Genomic DNA, 18,604 nt, shown 5'->3' with positions numbered 1-18,604 from the left:
TGCAAATGGAAGATTATCCAATTTTTCTCGGTTCAGAAATTGAACAGCCAGAACCCGAACAAGCACTATTTCATGTTTTGCCTGTGCCTTATGAAAAAAGTGTGTCCTACGGTGGTGGTACAGCTTTGGGGCCTAATGCTATTTTACAAGCGTCATGGCAGTTAGAAGAATGGGATGGTAAGAGCAAACCCTGCGACGAGGGAATTTATACTTGTGAGCCAGTGGATTGTAGTGTTGCGCCACAACAAGTCATCGACAATATCGCTAAAGCAACAGCTGATATCGTAAAGAGCGGTGGAATGCCGGTTGTACTAGGTGGTGAACATACAGTCACGTATGGTGTAATAAAAGGCTTGCGTGATGCTGGTATAGAGGATTTTGGCATTGTGCAGATCGATGCACATGCCGATTTACGTCATGCCTACGAAGGTGACTTTCTGAGCCATGCCTCAGTGATGAAACGTGCTGTGGATATGGGTATTCCACTTTATCAGCTGGGTATTCGCGCTTACTGTGAAGAAGAAATGGCCTTCCGCGAAGAATTTGGCGTGTTATATCAGGATGCCGACGAGTTAGTGCCTAATCGGATTCAGTCCATCGAGCTACCTGACGATTTTCCACAAAAAGTGTTTTTTACACTGGATATTGATGGCATGGATCCTTCCGTTTTTCCATCAACTGGCACACCAGTGCCTGGTGGCCTTGATTGGTATCAGACACTCAACTTATTTGAGTCGGTTGCAAAACAGCGCGAAATCATTGGTTTTGACATTATGGAATTTGCCCCTATTGAGGGTTTCCATGCCTATGATTTTTCTGCTTCTTTGCTGACCTATAAATTGATGGGTATCGTGCAAAGAAATCGTCATTAATTAATAGGGCTTGTGCGCGACTCAAAAACGAATGAATCAGAAAGCCTGGTTATAGGCTAAGGATATGAGGCAATTAACAAATTAAGTCTTTTCCTCATTCCTTGAAACAGATAAAATTCGGCCTTTTTCTAATCTTTGGGATTTTTTCATCATGAATCAAGCTACAGTAAAACTGTTGGAAGACTACTACAATGCATTTAACCGCGGTGACATGGATGCATTTCTTAATATGCTGACAGACGATGTCATTCATGATGTAAACCAAGGTGGTCGTGAAATCGGTAAAGAAGCATTCAAAAAATTCATGGATCGTATGAATGCTCACTATAAAGAAAATATCGTTGATATTTCGATCACAACCAATGATGCTGGTGACCGTGCTGCGGTTGAATTCACTGTATTAGGTGAATACTTGTCAACTGATGAAGGTTTACCAGAAGCAGCAGGTCAAACATATCGTTTACCAGCAGGTGCATTCTTTGTGATTCGTGATGGTAAAGTCGCTCGTATTACTAACTACTACAACTTAGAAGACTGGATCGCCCAAGTCGCAGGCTAAGAGGTGTGCGATGTTAAGACTGGAAAGACTGTCTGGCGATAAACTCAATCAATACATTCCGGAGCTCGCTGAGCTCCGGATTCGTGTTTTTCGTGACTTCCCTTATCTTTATGATGGGGACCTGACTTACGAAGAAAAATATCTTAAGACATATATCGAAGCGCCTGACAGCGTCATTGTATTGGCCTTTGACGGTGAGCATGTTGTTGGTGCGTCTACTGGCATTCCACTCAAATACGAAACAGACGAAGTCAAAGCCCCATTTATCGCTGCTGGTTATGATATCGATAAGATATTTTATTGTGGTGAATCGGTATTACTGTCTCAGTACCGTGGACAAGGTGCCGGTGTTGCGTTTTTCGATGAAAGGGAAGCCCATGCGCATGAAGTCGGTGGATTTGAATACAGCTGTTTTTGTGGTGTTCAACGTCCAGAGGATCATCCACAGCGACCCGCTGACTATCAGCCATTAGATAATTTCTGGTGTAAACGCGGTTATGAAAAACACCCTGAACTCAATACCACATTCAGCTGGAAAGAAGTTGGCGAGACGATTGAATCACCTAAGCCGATGACTTTCTGGATGAAAAAAATTTAAATCTCTTTAGCGTCTGGCTTTTAACACTCAAGCGACGTTATACCTAATTCTCTGGAACATGAATGAGCAAAGTAAAAGCGGCAGTTGCCCAATATGATATTGGCTTTTTCGCGCAATGGTTTGAATTTGAAGATAAATTAACACAATGGGTAAGCCAGGCAGCTAACAATGGGGCTAAGTTACTGGTTTTCCCTGAGTATGGCAGTATGGAACTGGCTTCGCTGTTTGGTGAGTCCGTTTACAAAGATTTGGGAAAACAACTGCATTCGATGCAAGAAGTCTATGCCGATTATGAGGCGCTTTATGCTCAGTTAGCCAAGCAGTTTGATGTGATGATATTGGCCAGTTCTTTCCCTGTACTGCAGTCTGATGGTAGCTTTCGTAACCGCGCTAATCTGTATGGTGTTGATGGTCTTATTGACTATCAGGACAAACTCATCATGACACGGTTTGAAAATGAACAATGGTTAATTCATGCCGGACAAGACATTAAAGTTATCGATACAGATATTGGTCGCCTTGCTATCAATATTTGTTATGACAGTGAATTTCCGTTAATCGCGCATCAGCAAGTTCAGGCTGGCGCTGATGTGGTACTGGTACCGAGCTGTACTGACACTCAAGCAGGTTTTTATCGGGTCAGAATCGGTTGCCAGGCACGTGCGCTTGAAAACCAGTGTTATGTATTACAATCACCGACATTTGGTGAAGCATTGTGGTCAGAAGCCGTCGATGTGAATACAGGACGTGCCAGCATCTACACACCCGTAGATTATGGCTTCCCAGATAATGGTATTCTGGCGGAAGGTTCTGCCGATACTGCACAGTGGGTCTATGCCGATTTGGATGTAAATGAGATTGCCCGTGTACGTCAGCAAGGACAGGTATTTAATTATCGTGATTGGCCCTTGCAAAATGAACTACGTGGCCCCAGATTAGATTGATATTAAACGCCGTCTTAAAGATGGCGTTTTTTTTAGATAGCCGTTTTAGCCAAACCTTCAGATTTAGCGTCTGGCATGCCAATAAAAATAGAATAGATGCGTGTCTTCAGGCGATCGCATGAAATAGACAGGAGTGCTCCATGTTAGATAATGCTCAGATAAAGCAGATTATTAACGACTTTCAGGACCCCTCGACCGAAATAAAACTCGGAGAGACTAACCCAGCGATTATGGTGGCAGAGAATGCAGCTAAACAAACTGTTTCTGTCGTTCTGCGTTATCCAGTCAAAGGCTATATTGAACAACTCAATACAGCATTAACATCTGCTTTACAACAAGCAGGAGCTGACAATGTCAGTGTTGTCGTCTCAAGCGAAATCATCAAGCATAAAGTGCAACAGGGCGTTCAGGCACTGGATAATATTAAAAACATCATTGCTGTTGGTTCTGGTAAAGGTGGCGTCGGTAAATCAACCACGTCAGCCAACCTCGCCCTGGCACTCGCTGCAGAAGGCGCAACCGTCGGTGTGCTGGATGCCGATATTTACGGGCCAAGCCAACCTCGAATGCTGGGTGCCAATCGTCGTCCCGAATCTCCAGATGGCAAGTCGATGAATCCCGTCGAAAGTTACGGTATTCAAACCATGTCGATTGGTTTCCTCATTGATGAAGAAGAACCCATGATCTGGCGTGGGCCGATGGTGACTCAAGCCCTGCAACAATTATTGGGCGAGACAAACTGGAAAGATCTGGATTATCTGATTATCGATCTGCCACCGGGCACAGGTGATATTCAATTAACCTTGTCGCAAAAAGTCCCTGTCAGTGGTGCGGTGATTGTCACCACACCTCAAGATATTTCGTTGCTTGATGCTCGTAAAGCATACAAGATGTTTGAAAAGGTCAAAGTACCGGTACTGGGTATTGTTGAAAATATGAGCACCCATATCTGTAGTCAGTGTGGCCATGAAGAACACATTTTTGGTGACGGTGGCGGTCAGCGTATGGCCGAACAGTACCATCTCAATTTACTCGGCAGTTTACCTTTGGATATTCGAATCCGTGAAGATGCTGACTCGGGTAAACCTAGTGTAGTGACCGAACCTGACGCTGAGATTTCAATGGCGTATCGACAGATTGCCCGTCGCGTTGGTGCCAGACTGGCAATGCAGGGCAAAGATTACTCAGCAGCGTTTCCAAACATTGTGATTAAAAATGACTAATGTTTAGCTAAGACACGATAAAGCCTGTTTAAGATATGTTTTAATAGGCTTATGATTGGACATTTATAAAGGTATAACCAAGCAACTATGATTAAGTCAGATAAATGGATCCGTCGTATGGCGGCGCAGGGAATGATTTCGCCTTTTGAGCCAGGTCAGGTTCGATATCGTGATGATAACCGTATTATCTCTTATGGCACCTCCAGCTATGGTTATGATGTTCGTTGTTCAAACGAGTTTAAAATTTTCACCAATATCAACTCTGCGATTGTTGATCCAAAAAACTTTGATGAAAGCAGTTTTGTGGATGTGACATCTGATGTTTGTATCATCCCACCGAATTCATTTGCACTGGCCAGAACCGTTGAAACCTTCAAAATTCCGCGTAATGTTTTGACCGTATGTTTGGGTAAATCTACTTATGCACGCTGCGGCATCATTGTGAATGTCACCCCGCTGGAACCAGAGTGGGAAGGGCAGGTAACATTAGAGTTTTCTAACACGACCCCATTGCCTGCCAAGATTTATGCTAATGAAGGCGTGGCGCAGATGTTATTTTTCGAATCTGATGAAGTCTGTGAAACATCTTATGCCGACCGCGGTGGTAAATATCAAGGCCAGTCTGGTGTGACCCTTCCTCGTTCCTGATGCCGATGTCTTTTTTTACTCAGAATGTAATACGAACCCTCAGCAGTGCTGCACTGATACTGCTTTCAGTGTCAGCCTGTACAGAAGAAAGAACACCGACAGAATCCTGGAAGCACAGTGAAAATGGCAGTTATGCGTCGAGTTTCTCTCCCGATGGTCGTTATGTTCTGGTGGGAGACATTGATTTACCGGCCAAGCTTTGGGACCTTGAAACGAATAAGGTGAAATACACTTGGCAAAATACGCCAAGTGATAGCGGCACTACCACGGATGTGGCTTTTTCTGATGACAGTAAAGTCGCTGCCACCGTAGAGTCTAAAGTCATTGTGTTATGGAATATGGAAAATGGTGAGCCGATGATTCGGCTTGAGTTTCCTGTCACTATTAAAGACATTGCTTTATCGCCAAGAGGAGATCATCTGCTTTTGGCATTACAAGACAGAACCGCCGTTTATTTTGATGTCATCAGAAATCGCGTGGTGCAAATCTTTAAACACGATGGCAAAGCCGTGAACTCACCGATTGATCAGCTTATTAATACAGTGGATATTTCACCCAATGGTAAGTATGGGTTAACAGGTGGTGATGATCACACAGCAAGAATGTGGAATTTAGAAACTGGTCAGCAATTACGCATCTGGCAACATAAGAATGATGTGAGTTTTGTCTCGTTTGACCCGAGAGGTGGCAATGTCATTAGTTCAGCAGGTAATGCTCAAACTCGTATCTGGAGTGTAAAAAGTGGTAAGCAAGTCGCTGTGTTGACTACATCACCGGTGGATGTAGATGGTATATGGGGTGACTTCCCAGTTTTTAAAACGACGACCACGGCAATAGCTTATTCACCTGATGGTAAATATGTTGCTACGGGTCACCCAAATCGTGAAATTTGTGTCTGGCGAGCACAAAATGGTCAAGCCTTGGGCTGTTGGTTTACACCACGCAAAGACGCTTTAAAACCGGGTGTGGTAATTCAAGCGCTGGCTTTTAGCCCAGATGGCCGCTCAGTATATAGTGAGCTTGGCAATGGTCTCGCACAGAAATGGCGTATTCGATAATTGATGGCGGACACATTATTAAAACTGGTTTTTTTTGTCCCTGAATCTCACAAAGAAGTGGTTAAACAGGCAATTTTTGCTGTGGGAGCCGGACAATATGATGGTTATGATTCCTGTTGCTGGGAATCGCAAGGAATGGGGCAGTTTCGTCCTCTAGCTGGAAGCCAACCTTATATCGGCCAACAAGGTCAGGTGGAATATGTACCTGAGTTCCGGATAGAAACCGTTTGTCCCAGCCAAAAGATAAAGCCTATATTGCAAGCCTTAATTTCTGCACATCCTTATGAAACCCCGGCGTACGAAGTCTGGTCTGTAAAAACACTAGACGACTTTTAATAGAGAAATATGATGGATCTTTCTAACGTGGAACAGTCACCAAAAATGACCTTATTAGCCAACTATCAGGTGCCTCGTTATCTGGTGGATGAGGCATTACTTCATTTTGATTTGGATAAATCAAAAACAAGGGTTATCAGCACGTTAAAAATGCGGCTTAACCCGGAATCATCTGCTGGTGAGTGTGTGCTCGATGGTGAGTCACTGGATTTGATTAGTATAAAATTGGATGGAAAATTACTTTCTGATAGTGAGTATGAGGTCAACAGCAAGTCACTGACTATTGCAGAGGTGCCTGAACAGTTTGAATTAGAAATTATTACCGAGATACATCCCGATCAGAACACTGCGTTGGAAGGCTTATATCATTCTGGACGTTTATTGTGCACTCAGTGTGAGGCGGAAGGGTTTAGACGGATTACCTATTACCCTGATCGTCCGGATGTAATGACGGTATTTACAGTGACGATTGTTGCCGATGCAAAACAGTGGCCGGTGATGTTATCGAACGGTAACCTGGAAGAACAGGGCCAGTTTAATGATGGTCGTCATTGGGTGCGCTGGCATGATCCTCATCCCAAGCCGAGTTATTTATTTGCGCTGGTTGCTGGTGACTTATATTGTCAGCAAGATCACTTCAGAACCATGAACGGTCGCGATGTCACATTACGCATCTACGTTGATCCTGAGAATAAACATAAATGTGACCATGCATTAGTGTCGTTAAAACAATCAATGAAATGGGATGAAGAGGTCTATGGCCGTGAATATGATCTAGATGTATTCATGATTGTGGCCGTTAACGACTTCAATATGGGGGCTATGGAAAACAAAGGCTTGAATATCTTCAATGCCGCTTGTGTATTAGCCACACCAGAAACAGCGACAGATGATGATTTTTATACGATTCAGAGTATCGTTGCCCATGAATATTTCCATAACTGGTCTGGCAATCGTGTTACTTGTCGGGATTGGTTTCAGTTAAGTCTGAAAGAAGGCTTTACTGTCATGCGTGATCAGAGTTTTAGTGCTGATTTGAACTCAGCGGCGGTACAGCGTATTGATGATGTGAATGGCCTACGCAGTATGCAGTTTGCTGAAGATGCTGGCCCAATGGCACACCCTGTAAGACCTGATTCATACATTGAAATCAGTAACTTTTATACGGTGACGATTTATGAGAAAGGCGCTGAAGTCGTCCGTATGATTAAAACATTGGTTGGCGACGAAGGTTTTAGAAAAGGAACAGATCTTTACTTTGATAGACATGATGGTCAAGCCGTCACCACCGATGATTTTGTCAAAGCGATTGAAGACGCCAATAGTGTTGATTTAAGTCAGTTTAAACGCTGGTATGAACAAGCTGGTACGCCTGAGCTATCGGTCAAGACACACTACGATCCTGTGCAACAACGTTTCAGCCTTATCCTCCGCCAATCCTGCCCAGCTACACCAGGGCAAGAGAATAAGTTAAATTTCCATATTCCTGTTGCTGTGGGCTTACTGGATAGTGATGGCAATAATATGCCAATGCAGTTAGCGGAAGAGGTAACCCCCTATGATGGTGATACGCGTGTTTTGTCATTGACAGAAACAGAGCAGACGTTTGAGTTTATCCATGTTTCTGAAGAGCCTGTTGCATCAGTGTTACGCGGATTTTCGGCTCCGGTAAAACTCAAGTATGACTTAACAAATAAGCAATTAGCCTTCTTAATGGGCCGTGACACCGACAGCTTTAATCGTTGGGATGCTGGTCAGCAATTAATGATTAATGTGTTGTTGGAAATTGTTGATGATATCCAAAAGCAGAATACATTAGCCTTATCACCATTATTGCTGTCACAGCTTGAAGCCGTCTTGAATGACGAACAGTTAGATCCAGCACTTGTGGCAAAAATGTTGACTCTGCCAACGGAAAACTATTTGGCTGCACAGATGCCTGTAGCTGATGTAGATGGCATTCATCAGGCTAGAGAATTTGCAAAACGACAGATTGCCATATCACTGAAACCATTATTCAATGCACGTTATGAAAGTCTGAGTAAACAGAAAAAATATCAGTTCAATGCAGAAGATATGGCTGCACGTAGTCTTAAAAATCTATGTTTATCCTATTTGGCCGCCACCGATGATCCGCTACAAATGCAACGCTGTCTGCGTCAGATGAAAGTGACTGACAATATGACAGAATTATTGGCTGGCTTACGTTTGATGGTCGATCAGGCTGGACCAGAACGCGAACACGCATTACGTGCGTTTTATGAGCAATGGAAACATGATCGTCAAGTAGTTGATAAATGGTTATCGGTGCAAGCTGTATCGAAACTACCTGATACCTTGTTACGTGTTAAAGCGTTGATGAAGCATGAAGCATTTAATATTAAAAATCCAAATAATGTTCGTGCGTTAATTGGCCAGTTTTGCCGCAATAACCCTGTCCATTTTCACGCGAAAGATGGTTCTGGCTATCGATTCCTGGCAGAGCAAATATTAGTGTTAGATAAGCTCAATCCTCAAGTTGCAGCAAGAATGCTCGGCGCGTTAAATTCATGGCGTCGTTATGATCTTGAGCGTCAAGAATTAATGAAAGCGTCATTAGAACAGATTGCTACGCAAAAAGACTTATCAGCCGATGTTTATGAAATCGTCACAAAATATCTGGCAGCATAATAATGTATGAGCTTCATCCACAATTAAAACAAGATACTATCCGGATTGGTGAGTTTGAACTGTGCGAAGTGTTGTTAATGAACGATATGCGCTATCCATGGTTGATACTGGTGCCAAAACGTGAAAATAAAGCTGAGATTTATCAGCTTACTGAGCAAGAGCAGCAGCGTTTGTTGATCGAATCCAGTTTTGTGAGCAAGGCGATGTCGGGTTTATTTTCAGCCGCTAAAATGAATATTGCAGCTTTAGGGAACATGGTTGAACAACTGCATATTCATCATATTGCTCGCTTTAAAACGGATGCCACTTGGCCGAAGCCTGTCTGGGGTATAGGCCAGGCAGAGCCCTATTCTGAGATTGCAAAGAAAGCTATGTTGTCACAATTGACGCAGGCTTTAGGTGACTATTTATTCTAGAAGAAAATAGCGATGACCAGATTACGCTTTCGAATGAATCTTACTCCTGAACAAGCGCTTCGTTATTATCAAGGTATGGCCAAAGCGGTGATCGTTACAGCTGAAACGGGACAAAGATTAAGTTTCCCTGCTGAACATATTCGTCAGTTCGTTGATAGCAGAGGCGTGAATGGTTTGTTTTCCATGGAGTTTGACGACAATAATAAACTGATAGGTATAACACGCTTGACTCACTGAATGAATGTTATCGGGCCATCAAGTAACGTTGGCTGGGGCTTACCAATGTAATATCCCTGAGCATAATCGACACCAAGTTCAGCCAAAACTTCAAGAATCTCAGCACTCTCAACAAACTCAGCCACCGTATTTTTGCCCATGCCTTTAGCTACAGAAACCAAGGCTTCGACAAATAGCTTGTCATCATTATTTTCTGTGATATGGGTGATAAACATGCCATCAATTTTCACCATATCAACAGGTAGTTCTCGCAAATAACGGAATGAGGCAAAGCCAGAGCCGAAGTCATCTATAGAGAATCGACAACCTAAATCACGCATTTCGCTCATCAATAGTCTTGCTTGATTAATATCAGCGACGGCTGCCGTTTCTGTCAATTCAAATAATAAATGATCTGGACTGGCATTATATTGTCCTAAAAGGTGTTTTAGCAGCGGTATAAGATCAGCATCAAGCATTGCGTGGGCAGATAAGTTCAATGATAAAGTGATGTTTATGCCTTGATGTTCCAGATCCGCTAGTTTGGCAATGCCTTTTTCTAATACATAGTGATCGATTCGGTGGATTAAGCCTGATTGTTCAGCAATTTCAATAAACATGCCTGGACTGTGTACTTCACCATCCTCATCTAACATGCGTAGCAGCACTTCATAATGGCTCACCGCTTGGGTTTGAATCTGCATGATAGGTTGGAAATAGAGTATAAAACGGTCGTCTGACAATGCATCTTCAATTTTCTGTTTCCAACGCATACGTTCCTGGAGTTGTTTTCCTAGCATGTCGTCATGGGTAAACAGCCGCCATGTATCTTTACCATGTGACTTTGCTTGATACATCGCCAAATCTGCACTGCTTAAGAGACGATCCACATTGAACTCATTGAGTGGAAAAGGCACGATGCCGATACTGGAAGAAATGCTATAGCGAACTTGTTCAAATTCAAAGTGTAGAGTATGTAATCTTGCACTGATTTGTTCACACAGAATAATAGCAGTATTTAAATCAGTTTCAGGCAAAATGATGGCAAATTCATCACCGCCTAATCGCGCTAATACATCTTTATCACGACTGACCTCTGTCAGTGCTCTTGCTACATTCTTGAGTAATTGGTCACCAATATTATGACCACAACTGTCATTGATATCTTTGAAATGATCCAAATCAAGCACCAGCAAAATACCTTGTTGCTCATTGAAAATAGCTTGTTTGAGAATATGTTCAAACTGATTCTTAAGTTTTTTTCGATTATAGAGTTCAGTTAGTGGGTCATGAGTTGCAAGCCAGCGTAACTCAGTCTCATTTTGTTTTTTTTCTGTTATATCGATGCCTACTGAGAGAATCACAGCATTATTTGTGGGCACTCGAAAATTGGAATGTATCCAAGAGATAGTATGGCTCTGTCCATCAGTTGAGAGAATGTCGGATTCCATGTGAACTATCTTTTCACCGTGATCGGACAGTTGCTTAAGTGATTGATCGACCCTCTGCCAATCAGAGGGATGAAAAAATTGTTCAAATGACTGATTTAATACGTCACTTGCTTGATAGCCGGTGATGCGGGTCGCAAGTTCATTGAAGCTCGAGATACAGTGATTTTTATCCAATGTAATAATAATTAACTGGGCTGTGTCTATCAGATTACTGACAAAGTCCCTTTCTTGTATCAGCTCTTGCGTCCGCTTATTGAGTGAATCTGTCTGCTTGTTAACAGAGCTTTCCAGATCTTCCAGTTGTTCTGAAAGTACTACGGCAGACTGTTCAAGGATATTCAGCTCATCAATGTAACGTCTTGGCAATGTATGATTCAGCATATTTCTGACTTCAAGGTATTTCTTCTCGGCGAGAAGAGGCAGGGCTTTGGAGACTGCTGATAATCGCCTCAGTGGCGCTGATAATAGTAAGAATAGACTGCCACCAATGGCGATTAAGCCAATAAGTGACCAGGCAATGGTCCTATAAGTAAGGCTGCTAAGCTCATGTTGCTGATTAGCGATATTATCGATTATCACCAGTACAACATTGCTCACTTGTTTGAGCTTAACAAATTGAAATTCAACCGGTAAATTCGAATCGCGTAAGATCAATTTATCGTGATCAATGTCTTGATAACGATAATGTTTTGCTAGATATCTTAAATAAGCGATATTGCTATTGAAGGAAGTGAGTACATTGAGATGACGCTCCCAGAGCGATGTATCAGCTTGACGTAACTCCTGTGTGTTGGACTGATCAGAAATAATGGCAATATCGGCACCCGTTTGTGCCTGAAAATCTAACAATGATTGCGTCAGATTATAGCCCAGCACTAAGACATGATTAGTCGTGTTATCCGCCAGAATAGGTAATAAAAGGTATTGTTTGCAACTGACTTCGCAGTTGAGTTGATTCTGAGCGAGTTCAGTTTCTGCGGTGAGTGTAATAATCGATTTTATGAATTTTGGTGTGGGCGGACCCCATCCACCTAAGTTTCGGCCAGTACTGTCAAACAATTGTACTTGGGAAACATCCCAGTTCAATTCAAGGTCACTCCGGTAACGCTGAATACGCTCTAAAATATCTTTGTGTTTTCCTGATGCTGCTTGTTGCGTGGTATCAGGTGAAATAAGCAACTCAGCAAGTCGTTGTAGCTGATCTCGTGTGGTCGTGATTTGTCCGAGTAGCTGTTGATGATATTGCTCCTGTAACTGAGAACGAAAAAAAACAAATTTTTGCTGAACATTCCAGTAAATAATGACATGAAAAATCAACAGAAAAATCAATAGAATAGAACTGAAAAATAGACCAGCTTTCCACCGAATACTTAAAAATGTATTACTAGTATTCATCAGTAGCACTAGAACCGATATGACAGAGATACAGCAAACATATCCCAGCTCTTATGGGTATCTGTCACGTCGTTTTCTCGCGGTGATAGTGTCGCTACGCCCTCCACAATGTGATACTCGGTCCGAAGCATTAAGTTTTGTGAAATATGCCAGCGTCCACCTAACACCCAACTTTTTGAATAATATTCATGAGCTGGAACGGGCGCGCGATTGATCCCATTTGCAGCCAGTTGCTGACTATTTATGCGGTTTTGTCTTGCTGCTTTTTTCCCGTTCCAGTCGTGTTTGTTTAGCTGGAATTCTTCATAACGGATGAATGCTTGCCATGCAGGCGTAAAGTTGTAATTTGCCTGTAAGTAATAACCAATGGAATTAATATTCATCTGTGATACTGGACCACCGATATCAATATAATCAACATTTTCAAAGGCAACCTCACTGGTAAACTGCCATTTCTCACCGTTATATTGACCTGAGAGAACGGTATAATCGATTTCAATTTCGCCTGAATTCATTCCCGGACCAGAAGGAAAGGGCACACGGTCACTCGCACCAGCATCAAAATCGAGCGTGACTCTTGTCCCAGTGATTGAATATATCCATTGCCCGCCATTATGCTCATAAAGGAGTTTTCCGAAGATACCCAATTTATCGTTGTGGATAGAGCCTGCCCAGTCATCACCCATATAGGCATATTCAACATTTTTATCTGCCAAGGTATAGCCTGTGCCTACTTCCATAAAAAGTGTACCGCTATCTAGATCAAGGTTGTTATAAAAGTGCACGCCATCGGCTGCCATAATGGTGTTTCTGACTTTATCGAAATAGATCACTTGAGGAAGAAATATAGCGCTTCTTGTATGAGCGACATCTCGCGTTTCGTTATACAAACCAATTTCGTTTTTGATTCTGCCGATGTAGAGTCCAGAAGAGTAGGTAGTATTGGAATACAGGGAAATATCAATTAAGCCATAATCAAGTCGTGGTGAGCCGTTATCAAATCTACCTGCTTGTCTGGATAATAGTTGGGCAGATAGCCTGAGTTTGGGATTGAGACTCAAGCTGCCATTGATGCCGACTTCAGTGAATTCAAAACTACCCTCATCACTCGGACCAAAAAAATGATTGTCGGTAGTATGTATGTACCCTTGCGATGCAAAACCGTGTAACACGATCCGTTCAAACCAAGGTGTATCATCATCAGCAAACGCAGCTGTTGATATGCTGAGAAAGATGGATAGTAGTATTACTCTCATAAGTCCACCTTAATCATTTGAATACCTTCGTGTGTATCAGCGCTGTCCAGACTGATATAGCCAATTGCCCCTTCCGTACTGGCAACAGCATTAAGCATTTCCTGTTCGGAGTTAACGACTACGGGAGCAGCGCCTGTTCCTGAAAAAACCTGCCGATCCCAAATTCGTCTGAGCTGGTATGGAAACATGCCCAATATAGACTTACAAAACTCATTATGCGTGGGGTTTTGATCTTGAAAAACGAAGACTTTGATTGGTGTGCCATCAGGCCATTGATGAACTCGCATGGCAAAGATCGAGCGAGCAGTGGTTTTGCTTAATTGCTTGGTCTCAACCTGAACGTTGGCAATAACATTTTGAGCTGGTAGATCTTGCGATACCAGAAACAATAAAGTGATGAGGATTCTGATGCTTATCCATGTCATCAGCCTTGTTCCTTAAGCTGTGTTGAACCCAATTCTAGGCATGAATACAAAAAAAAGCCATGCTAAAAACAACTTTATGTTGTTCAACTCATTCTTTGATAAAAATAAGAGAGGTTTTCGCTACTTGGTTATACCAGCTTTGTTTATCTTTACTTAGCCATTGCCACCAGAATCCCAAGCCCAGACAGAGCCAGGATAGAACTCCTAAACTAAAACGTATGGCTGCCTGTTTCCAGGAGATTGACGGTGTAGTCAAGCTAATAAGTTTTATTTTCCATGCTCGCATACCGAGGGTTTGTCCTCCATGAGTCCAGAACCAGCCATAGAATAAAAAACACACTGACAGTAAATATATTAAAAAAAACACATTGCCCGGTGTAATAGCCTCACCACCATTTAGCGCAACCGGAATAATAGCAGCGAATAATAAGGCGGATAGTAAAAGTAAGAAGTCGTATACCATCGCCATTAATTGACGAATTGGCCCCGGTCGATTGTGAACAGCTACACTCATTATGATTTCCAGCGGATTTTATTTGGGCGTTAAACCTTACATAAAGTATCATTATCGCTTTAGTTTATCTTGAATTGGGATCCGCATGCTGCAATTGATTGGCCGCCCGGCTTTTTCTGCTTTCCGTCTGGAGAAATTACTAAACAGCATTCAGGCTGAAGTGCCTGTTGTTACGGCTGTTAGAACAGAGTTTCGTTATTTTATTGAAATTGATGATGAATGTATTTTGCCTTCGGCGGAGCATCAGATTCTTGAAACACTGCTTGAAGCAGAAGCGCGCGAAAGCGAAGCAAAAGACAATGAAAGCTTTTTTCTGGTGACGCCGAGACCTGGCACAATTTCACCCTGGTCGAGCAAAGCCACCGATATCACCATCAATAGTGGTGTGAAAAATGTTGAACGAGTGGAGCGGGGTGTTGCCTTTTTTATTGAAGCTTCCGAAACACTCAGTCAACACCAGAAAAATCGCGTTGCTAGTTTCTTACATGACCGTATGATCGAGACGGTGTTTGAAAGTGTGGATGAAACCGATCGTTTATTCATGCATGGTGAGTCACGTTCATTAGTCAGTGTCGATATTCTCAATGGTGGCCGTGAAGCATTGGTGCTGGCTAATCAGCAAATGGGCCTGGCTTTAGCCGAAGATGAAATTGATTATCTTTTTGAAAACTTCACCTTATTAGACCGTAATCCCAACGATATTGAATTAATGATGTTTGCTCAGGCGAACTCAGAGCATTGTCGTCATAAAATTTTCCGTGCTGACTGGATCATTGATGGCGAGACCCAGCCTCATACCTTATTCAATATGATCCGCAACACCCATGATCTTCATCCGGAAGGGGTTGTGAAAGCCTATAGTGACAACTCATCTGTAATTGAAGGCCCAAGAAGTCATCGGTTTCAGGTGGACATGGCGACTGGCCATTATCATTATGAAGGTGAAGTTCAGCACATCCTGATGAAAGTGGAAACGCATAACCATCCTACGGCCATCTCTCCATTCCCTGGTGCATCCACTGGTGCAGGTGGTGAAATCCGTGACGAAGGTGCAACAGGACGTGGATCAAAACCGAAAGCAGGCTTAACCGGGTTTTCTGTTTCCAATCTGGAAATTCCTGGTTTTGAACAACCTTGGGAAACACCTTACGGTAAACCGGCTCGTATGGCCTCTGCTCGTGAAATCATGATTGATGGTCCTTTGGGTGGGGCCGCCTTTAATAATGAATTTGGTCGTCCCAATCTGTGCGGTTACTTCCGTACTTATGAAGTGCAGGTGCCGACGGATAATGGTTTTGAAGTACGTGGGTACCATAAACCGATTATGGTTGCCGGTGGAATGGGCTCTATCCGTCCACAGCATGTTGAAAAAGGCATTATGGATCCTGGTGTACAGTTAATCGTGCTGGGTGGTCCCGCCATGTTAATTGGTCTCGGTGGTAGCGCGGCTTCTTCAGTTAATTCCGGTGCCAGTGATGAAGGCCTCGACTTTGCGTCTGTTCAGCGTGGTAATCCTGAAATGGAACGTCGCTGTCAGGAAGTCATTGATCGCTGTGTGGCATTAGGTGAGCAAAACCCTATTATTGCGATTCATGATGTAGGCGCAGGTGGTCTGTCTAATGCTTTTCCTGAATTAGTCGATGATAGTGGCCGTGGCGGACGTTTTGAGCTGCGAGTCATTCCTAATGACGAACCCAGTATGTCACCCATGGAAATTTGGTGTAATGAATCTCAGGAACGTTATGTGCTTGGCGTTCATCCTGATCGTATAGATGAATTCAAAGCGATCTGTGAACGTGAACGTTGTCCATGGGCCGTGGTAGGGGAAACGACAGAAGAAGAACATTTATTACTGGGTGATGCAGATAATGAAACATCACCGATTGATATGCCGTTATCACTGCTATTGGGTAAACCACCCAAAATGCTGCGTGAAGTGAAACATATTAAACAGAGCTATCCTGAGCTTGATTTTGAAGGTGTCTCTGCCCGTGACGCTTTGGAACGTGTACTTAAACTGCCTACTGTAGCCAGTAAGAATTTCTTGATTACCATTGGTGACAGAAGTGTCACCGGTCTGGTTGCACGTGACCAGATGGTCGGCCCGTGGCAAGTACCTGTCGCTGATTGTGCTGTGACATTGGCTGATCATCATGATGTGTTAGGTGAAGCCATGTCTATGGGCGAGCGTGCCCCAATTGCTCTGATTAATGCGGCGGCATCAGGTCGGATCGCAGTGGGTGAAGCGATTACCAATATTGCAGCGGCAAAAATTGATAAATTAGGCGACATTAAACTGTCTGCTAACTGGATGGCCGCATGTGGTCACCCTGGTGAAGATGCTCTGCTGTATGACACAGTTAAAGCGATTGGGATGGAACTGTGTCCTGAGCTGGGCATAGCGATTCCGGTCGGCAAAGATTCATTGTCGATGAAAACAGTGTGGGATGAAAAAGGTCAAACCAAAGCGGTCACATCACCTTTATCGTTGATTATCAGTGCCTTTGCACCGGTTACTGATGCCAGCTGCACCAGCACACCGCAATTAAGAACAGATCTAGGCGAAACAGATCTGATTTATATCGATTTGGGACAAAATAAAAACCGTTTAGGTGGTTCTGCACTTGCTCAGGTATTCAGTCAGGTCGGCACTACAGCGCCTGATATCGATGATGCGGTACATTTGAAAAACTTCTTTAATGCCATTCAACGCTTGAAGAATGAAGAATTGTTATTGTCTTATCACGATAGAGGTGATGGCGGCCTTGCTGTCACGCTTGCTGAAATGGCTTTTGCTGGCCACTGTGGTCTGGACATTCATCTTAATGGTTTAGGGGATGCGCTGTCAGTCTTGTTCAATGAAGAATTAGGTGCGGTGATTCAAGTGCCTCATGCCGATTTGAACCACGTAATGAATATTCTTAAAGATTACAATTTGACCTCAATGTCATTTGCTATCGGTAAAGTGACAGAACAGCAGCAGATTCGTATTCATGTTGAAAAAGAACTGGTGATTGATGAATCACGTGTGACATTGCAGCGTTTCTGGGCTGAAACCAGCTATCAAATGCAGGCATTACGTGATAACCCAGACTGTGCAAGACAAGAGTTTGATGCCTTATTGGATGAGAATGATCCGGGCTTATTCACCAAGCCATCATTTAACCCAGCAGAAAATATCGCCAGTTCACTTATCGTTAGTGGACATCGTCCAAAAGTCGCCATTCTGCGTGAGCAGGGGGTTAATGGTCAGGTAGAAATGGCTGCCTCATTTGATCATGCTGGTTTTAATGCGATTGATGTACATATGAGCGATGTACTGGAAGGGCGTATTGAACTGACTGACTTTGTTGGTTTAGTGGCCTGTGGTGGTTTCTCTTATGGTGATGTGCTTGGTGCTGGTCGTGGTTGGGCTAGTACGATTTTGCATAACGATCGTGCACGTCAACAGTTCACAGATTTCTTCCATCGTCCTGATACCTTTGCATTGGGCGTATGTAATGGCTGTCAGATGTTATCGCAGTTAAAAGAGCTGATTCCTGGTAGTGATCACTGGCCGCGTTTCTCACGCAATACATCTGAACAATTTGAAGCACGCTTTTCTCTGGTAGAAATTGTTGAGTCACCTTCTATACTGCTGAAAGGTATGGCTGGTTCAGTTATGCCAATCGCCGTTGCTCATGGTGAAGGCCGTGTGGATTACAGTGAGACAGGCTCAGAACAGCAGGCAATCGTTGCCATGCGTTATGTGGATCATTATGGTCAGCCAACGGAGAGTTATCCAATGAATCCGAATGGTTCGGTCGGTGGTGTGACTGCTCTGACAACAGATGATGGTCGGGTAACGATTATGATGCCTCATCCTGAGCGCGTCACCCGTACAGTTCAGCACTCCTGGCATCCAGATGACTGGGGTAAGGACGGTCCATGGGCAAGACTGTTCCAGAATGCCCGGTGTTGGGTTAACTAAATCTACTATTTTAATAAAAAAGGGCCTTCAGGCCCTTTTTTATGACTGCAAGA

At 43.3% G+C, this 18,604-nt stretch carries 16 protein-coding genes; 12 read left to right on the top strand and 4 right to left on the bottom strand.

The features are described from left to right. Positions 1-5 precede the first annotated feature (5 nt). From speB to QQL60_RS06715, 11 genes are all read left to right on the top strand, one after another. A complete protein-coding gene (gene speB / locus QQL60_RS06765) occupies positions 6-872 on the top strand; it encodes an agmatinase (RefSeq protein WP_284722839.1) in 867 nt (288 codons plus the stop codon). A gap of 151 nt (positions 873-1,023) precedes the next feature. Next, the gene (locus QQL60_RS06760) at positions 1,024-1,431 is read left to right on the top strand and encodes a ketosteroid isomerase-related protein (protein WP_007144834.1); all 408 of its coding nucleotides are present in this window, start codon (positions 1,024-1,026) and stop codon (positions 1,429-1,431) included. Between the two features lie 10 nt (positions 1,432-1,441). After that, the gene (locus tag QQL60_RS06755; protein WP_284722838.1) at positions 1,442-2,029 is read left to right on the top strand and encodes a GNAT family N-acetyltransferase; all 588 of its coding nucleotides are present in this window, start codon (positions 1,442-1,444) and stop codon (positions 2,027-2,029) included. Between the two features lie 62 nt (positions 2,030-2,091). Further along, positions 2,092-2,973: a carbon-nitrogen hydrolase family protein gene (locus tag QQL60_RS06750; RefSeq protein ID WP_007144836.1), complete on the top strand. Its 882-nt coding sequence runs from the start codon at positions 2,092-2,094 to the stop codon at positions 2,971-2,973. A gap of 140 nt (positions 2,974-3,113) precedes the next feature. Continuing rightward, positions 3,114-4,196, top strand: a complete 1,083-nt coding sequence (gene apbC, locus QQL60_RS06745; RefSeq protein ID WP_284722837.1) for an iron-sulfur cluster carrier protein ApbC — start codon at positions 3,114-3,116, stop codon at positions 4,194-4,196. Positions 4,197-4,283: 87 nt separating this feature from the next. After that, positions 4,284-4,844: a dCTP deaminase gene (gene dcd, locus QQL60_RS06740; protein ID WP_284722836.1), complete on the top strand. Its 561-nt coding sequence runs from the start codon at positions 4,284-4,286 to the stop codon at positions 4,842-4,844. A gap of 5 nt (positions 4,845-4,849) precedes the next feature. Beyond that, complete coding sequence (locus QQL60_RS06735; RefSeq protein WP_284722835.1) at positions 4,850-5,902, top strand: WD40 repeat domain-containing protein; 1,053 nt, start codon at positions 4,850-4,852, stop codon at positions 5,900-5,902. 3 nt (positions 5,903-5,905) lie between these two features. Beyond that, positions 5,906-6,238, top strand: coding sequence for a YqfO family protein (locus QQL60_RS06730; RefSeq protein WP_284722834.1), 333 nt, complete (start codon positions 5,906-5,908; stop codon positions 6,236-6,238). 12 nt (positions 6,239-6,250) lie between these two features. Next, positions 6,251-8,908, top strand: a complete 2,658-nt coding sequence (gene pepN / locus QQL60_RS06725) for an aminopeptidase N (RefSeq protein ID WP_284722901.1) — start codon at positions 6,251-6,253, stop codon at positions 8,906-8,908. A gap of 2 nt (positions 8,909-8,910) precedes the next feature. Beyond that, the gene (locus QQL60_RS06720; RefSeq protein WP_284722833.1) at positions 8,911-9,324 is read left to right on the top strand and encodes an HIT domain-containing protein; all 414 of its coding nucleotides are present in this window, start codon (positions 8,911-8,913) and stop codon (positions 9,322-9,324) included. A gap of 12 nt (positions 9,325-9,336) precedes the next feature. Then, positions 9,337-9,561: a DUF2835 domain-containing protein gene (locus QQL60_RS06715; protein ID WP_284722832.1), complete on the top strand. Its 225-nt coding sequence runs from the start codon at positions 9,337-9,339 to the stop codon at positions 9,559-9,561. Here QQL60_RS06715 and QQL60_RS06710 read toward each other — a convergent pair. The 4 genes from QQL60_RS06710 to QQL60_RS06695 all read right to left on the bottom strand — a co-directional run bounded on the left by QQL60_RS06710 (position 9,555) and on the right by QQL60_RS06695 (position 14,581). Further along, positions 9,555-12,386: a bifunctional diguanylate cyclase/phosphodiesterase gene (locus QQL60_RS06710; protein ID WP_284722831.1), complete on the bottom strand. Its 2,832-nt coding sequence runs from the start codon at positions 12,384-12,386 to the stop codon at positions 9,555-9,557. The two genes, QQL60_RS06715 and QQL60_RS06710, sit on opposite strands and share 7 nt — an antisense overlap. A gap of 8 nt (positions 12,387-12,394) precedes the next feature. Then, positions 12,395-13,642: a porin gene (locus tag QQL60_RS06705; protein WP_284722830.1), complete on the bottom strand. Its 1,248-nt coding sequence runs from the start codon at positions 13,640-13,642 to the stop codon at positions 12,395-12,397. Further along, positions 13,639-14,067: a type 2 periplasmic-binding domain-containing protein gene (locus QQL60_RS06700; protein WP_284722829.1), complete on the bottom strand. Its 429-nt coding sequence runs from the start codon at positions 14,065-14,067 to the stop codon at positions 13,639-13,641. Before QQL60_RS06700 ends, QQL60_RS06705 begins: the two co-directional genes overlap by 4 nt. An 88-nt stretch (positions 14,068-14,155) precedes the next feature. Beyond that, positions 14,156-14,581 (bottom strand): RDD family protein, encoded by a 426-nt coding sequence (locus QQL60_RS06695; RefSeq protein WP_284722828.1) that lies wholly within the window; start codon positions 14,579-14,581, stop codon positions 14,156-14,158. Positions 14,582-14,666: 85 nt separating this feature from the next. On the opposite strand from QQL60_RS06695, the gene purL reads away from it, so the two are divergent. Next, positions 14,667-18,551, top strand: a complete 3,885-nt coding sequence (purL, locus tag QQL60_RS06690; protein WP_284722827.1) for a phosphoribosylformylglycinamidine synthase — start codon at positions 14,667-14,669, stop codon at positions 18,549-18,551. Positions 18,552-18,604: the final 53 nt, after the last annotated feature.

Origin of the sequence: Methylophaga thalassica (genome assembly GCF_030159795.1) — a bacterium.
GTDB classification, from domain to species: Bacteria; Pseudomonadota; Gammaproteobacteria; order Nitrosococcales; family Methylophagaceae; genus Methylophaga; species Methylophaga thalassica.
The sequence above is the reverse complement of the archived record's forward strand: the minus strand, read 5'-3'. Positions and strand labels throughout refer to the sequence as shown.

Bases quoted from the DNA above. Each gene is read 5' to 3' on its own strand.
- speB (WP_284722839.1), top strand. From the start codon at position 6: ATGGAAGATTATCCAATTTTTCTCGGTTCAGAAATTGAACAGCCAGAA.
- QQL60_RS06760 (WP_007144834.1), top strand. From the start codon at position 1,024: ATGAATCAAGCTACAGTAAAACTGTTGGAAGACTACTACAATGCATTT.
- QQL60_RS06755 (WP_284722838.1), top strand. From the start codon at position 1,442: ATGTTAAGACTGGAAAGACTGTCTGGCGATAAACTCAATCAATACATT.
- QQL60_RS06750 (WP_007144836.1), top strand. From the start codon at position 2,092: ATGAGCAAAGTAAAAGCGGCAGTTGCCCAATATGATATTGGCTTTTTC.
- apbC (WP_284722837.1), top strand. From the start codon at position 3,114: ATGTTAGATAATGCTCAGATAAAGCAGATTATTAACGACTTTCAGGAC.
- dcd (WP_284722836.1), top strand. From the start codon at position 4,284: ATGATTAAGTCAGATAAATGGATCCGTCGTATGGCGGCGCAGGGAATG.
- QQL60_RS06735 (WP_284722835.1), top strand. From the start codon at position 4,850: ATGTCTTTTTTTACTCAGAATGTAATACGAACCCTCAGCAGTGCTGCA.
- QQL60_RS06730 (WP_284722834.1), top strand. From the start codon at position 5,906: ATGGCGGACACATTATTAAAACTGGTTTTTTTTGTCCCTGAATCTCAC.
- pepN (WP_284722901.1), top strand. From the start codon at position 6,251: ATGGATCTTTCTAACGTGGAACAGTCACCAAAAATGACCTTATTAGCC.
- QQL60_RS06720 (WP_284722833.1), top strand. From the start codon at position 8,911: ATGTATGAGCTTCATCCACAATTAAAACAAGATACTATCCGGATTGGT.
- QQL60_RS06715 (WP_284722832.1), top strand. From the start codon at position 9,337: ATGACCAGATTACGCTTTCGAATGAATCTTACTCCTGAACAAGCGCTT.
- QQL60_RS06710 (WP_284722831.1), bottom strand. From the start codon at position 12,386: ATGAATACTAGTAATACATTTTTAAGTATTCGGTGGAAAGCTGGTCTA.
- QQL60_RS06705 (WP_284722830.1), bottom strand. From the start codon at position 13,642: ATGAGAGTAATACTACTATCCATCTTTCTCAGCATATCAACAGCTGCG.
- QQL60_RS06700 (WP_284722829.1), bottom strand. From the start codon at position 14,067: ATGACATGGATAAGCATCAGAATCCTCATCACTTTATTGTTTCTGGTA.
- QQL60_RS06695 (WP_284722828.1), bottom strand. From the start codon at position 14,581: ATGAGTGTAGCTGTTCACAATCGACCGGGGCCAATTCGTCAATTAATG.
- purL (WP_284722827.1), top strand. From the start codon at position 14,667: ATGCTGCAATTGATTGGCCGCCCGGCTTTTTCTGCTTTCCGTCTGGAG.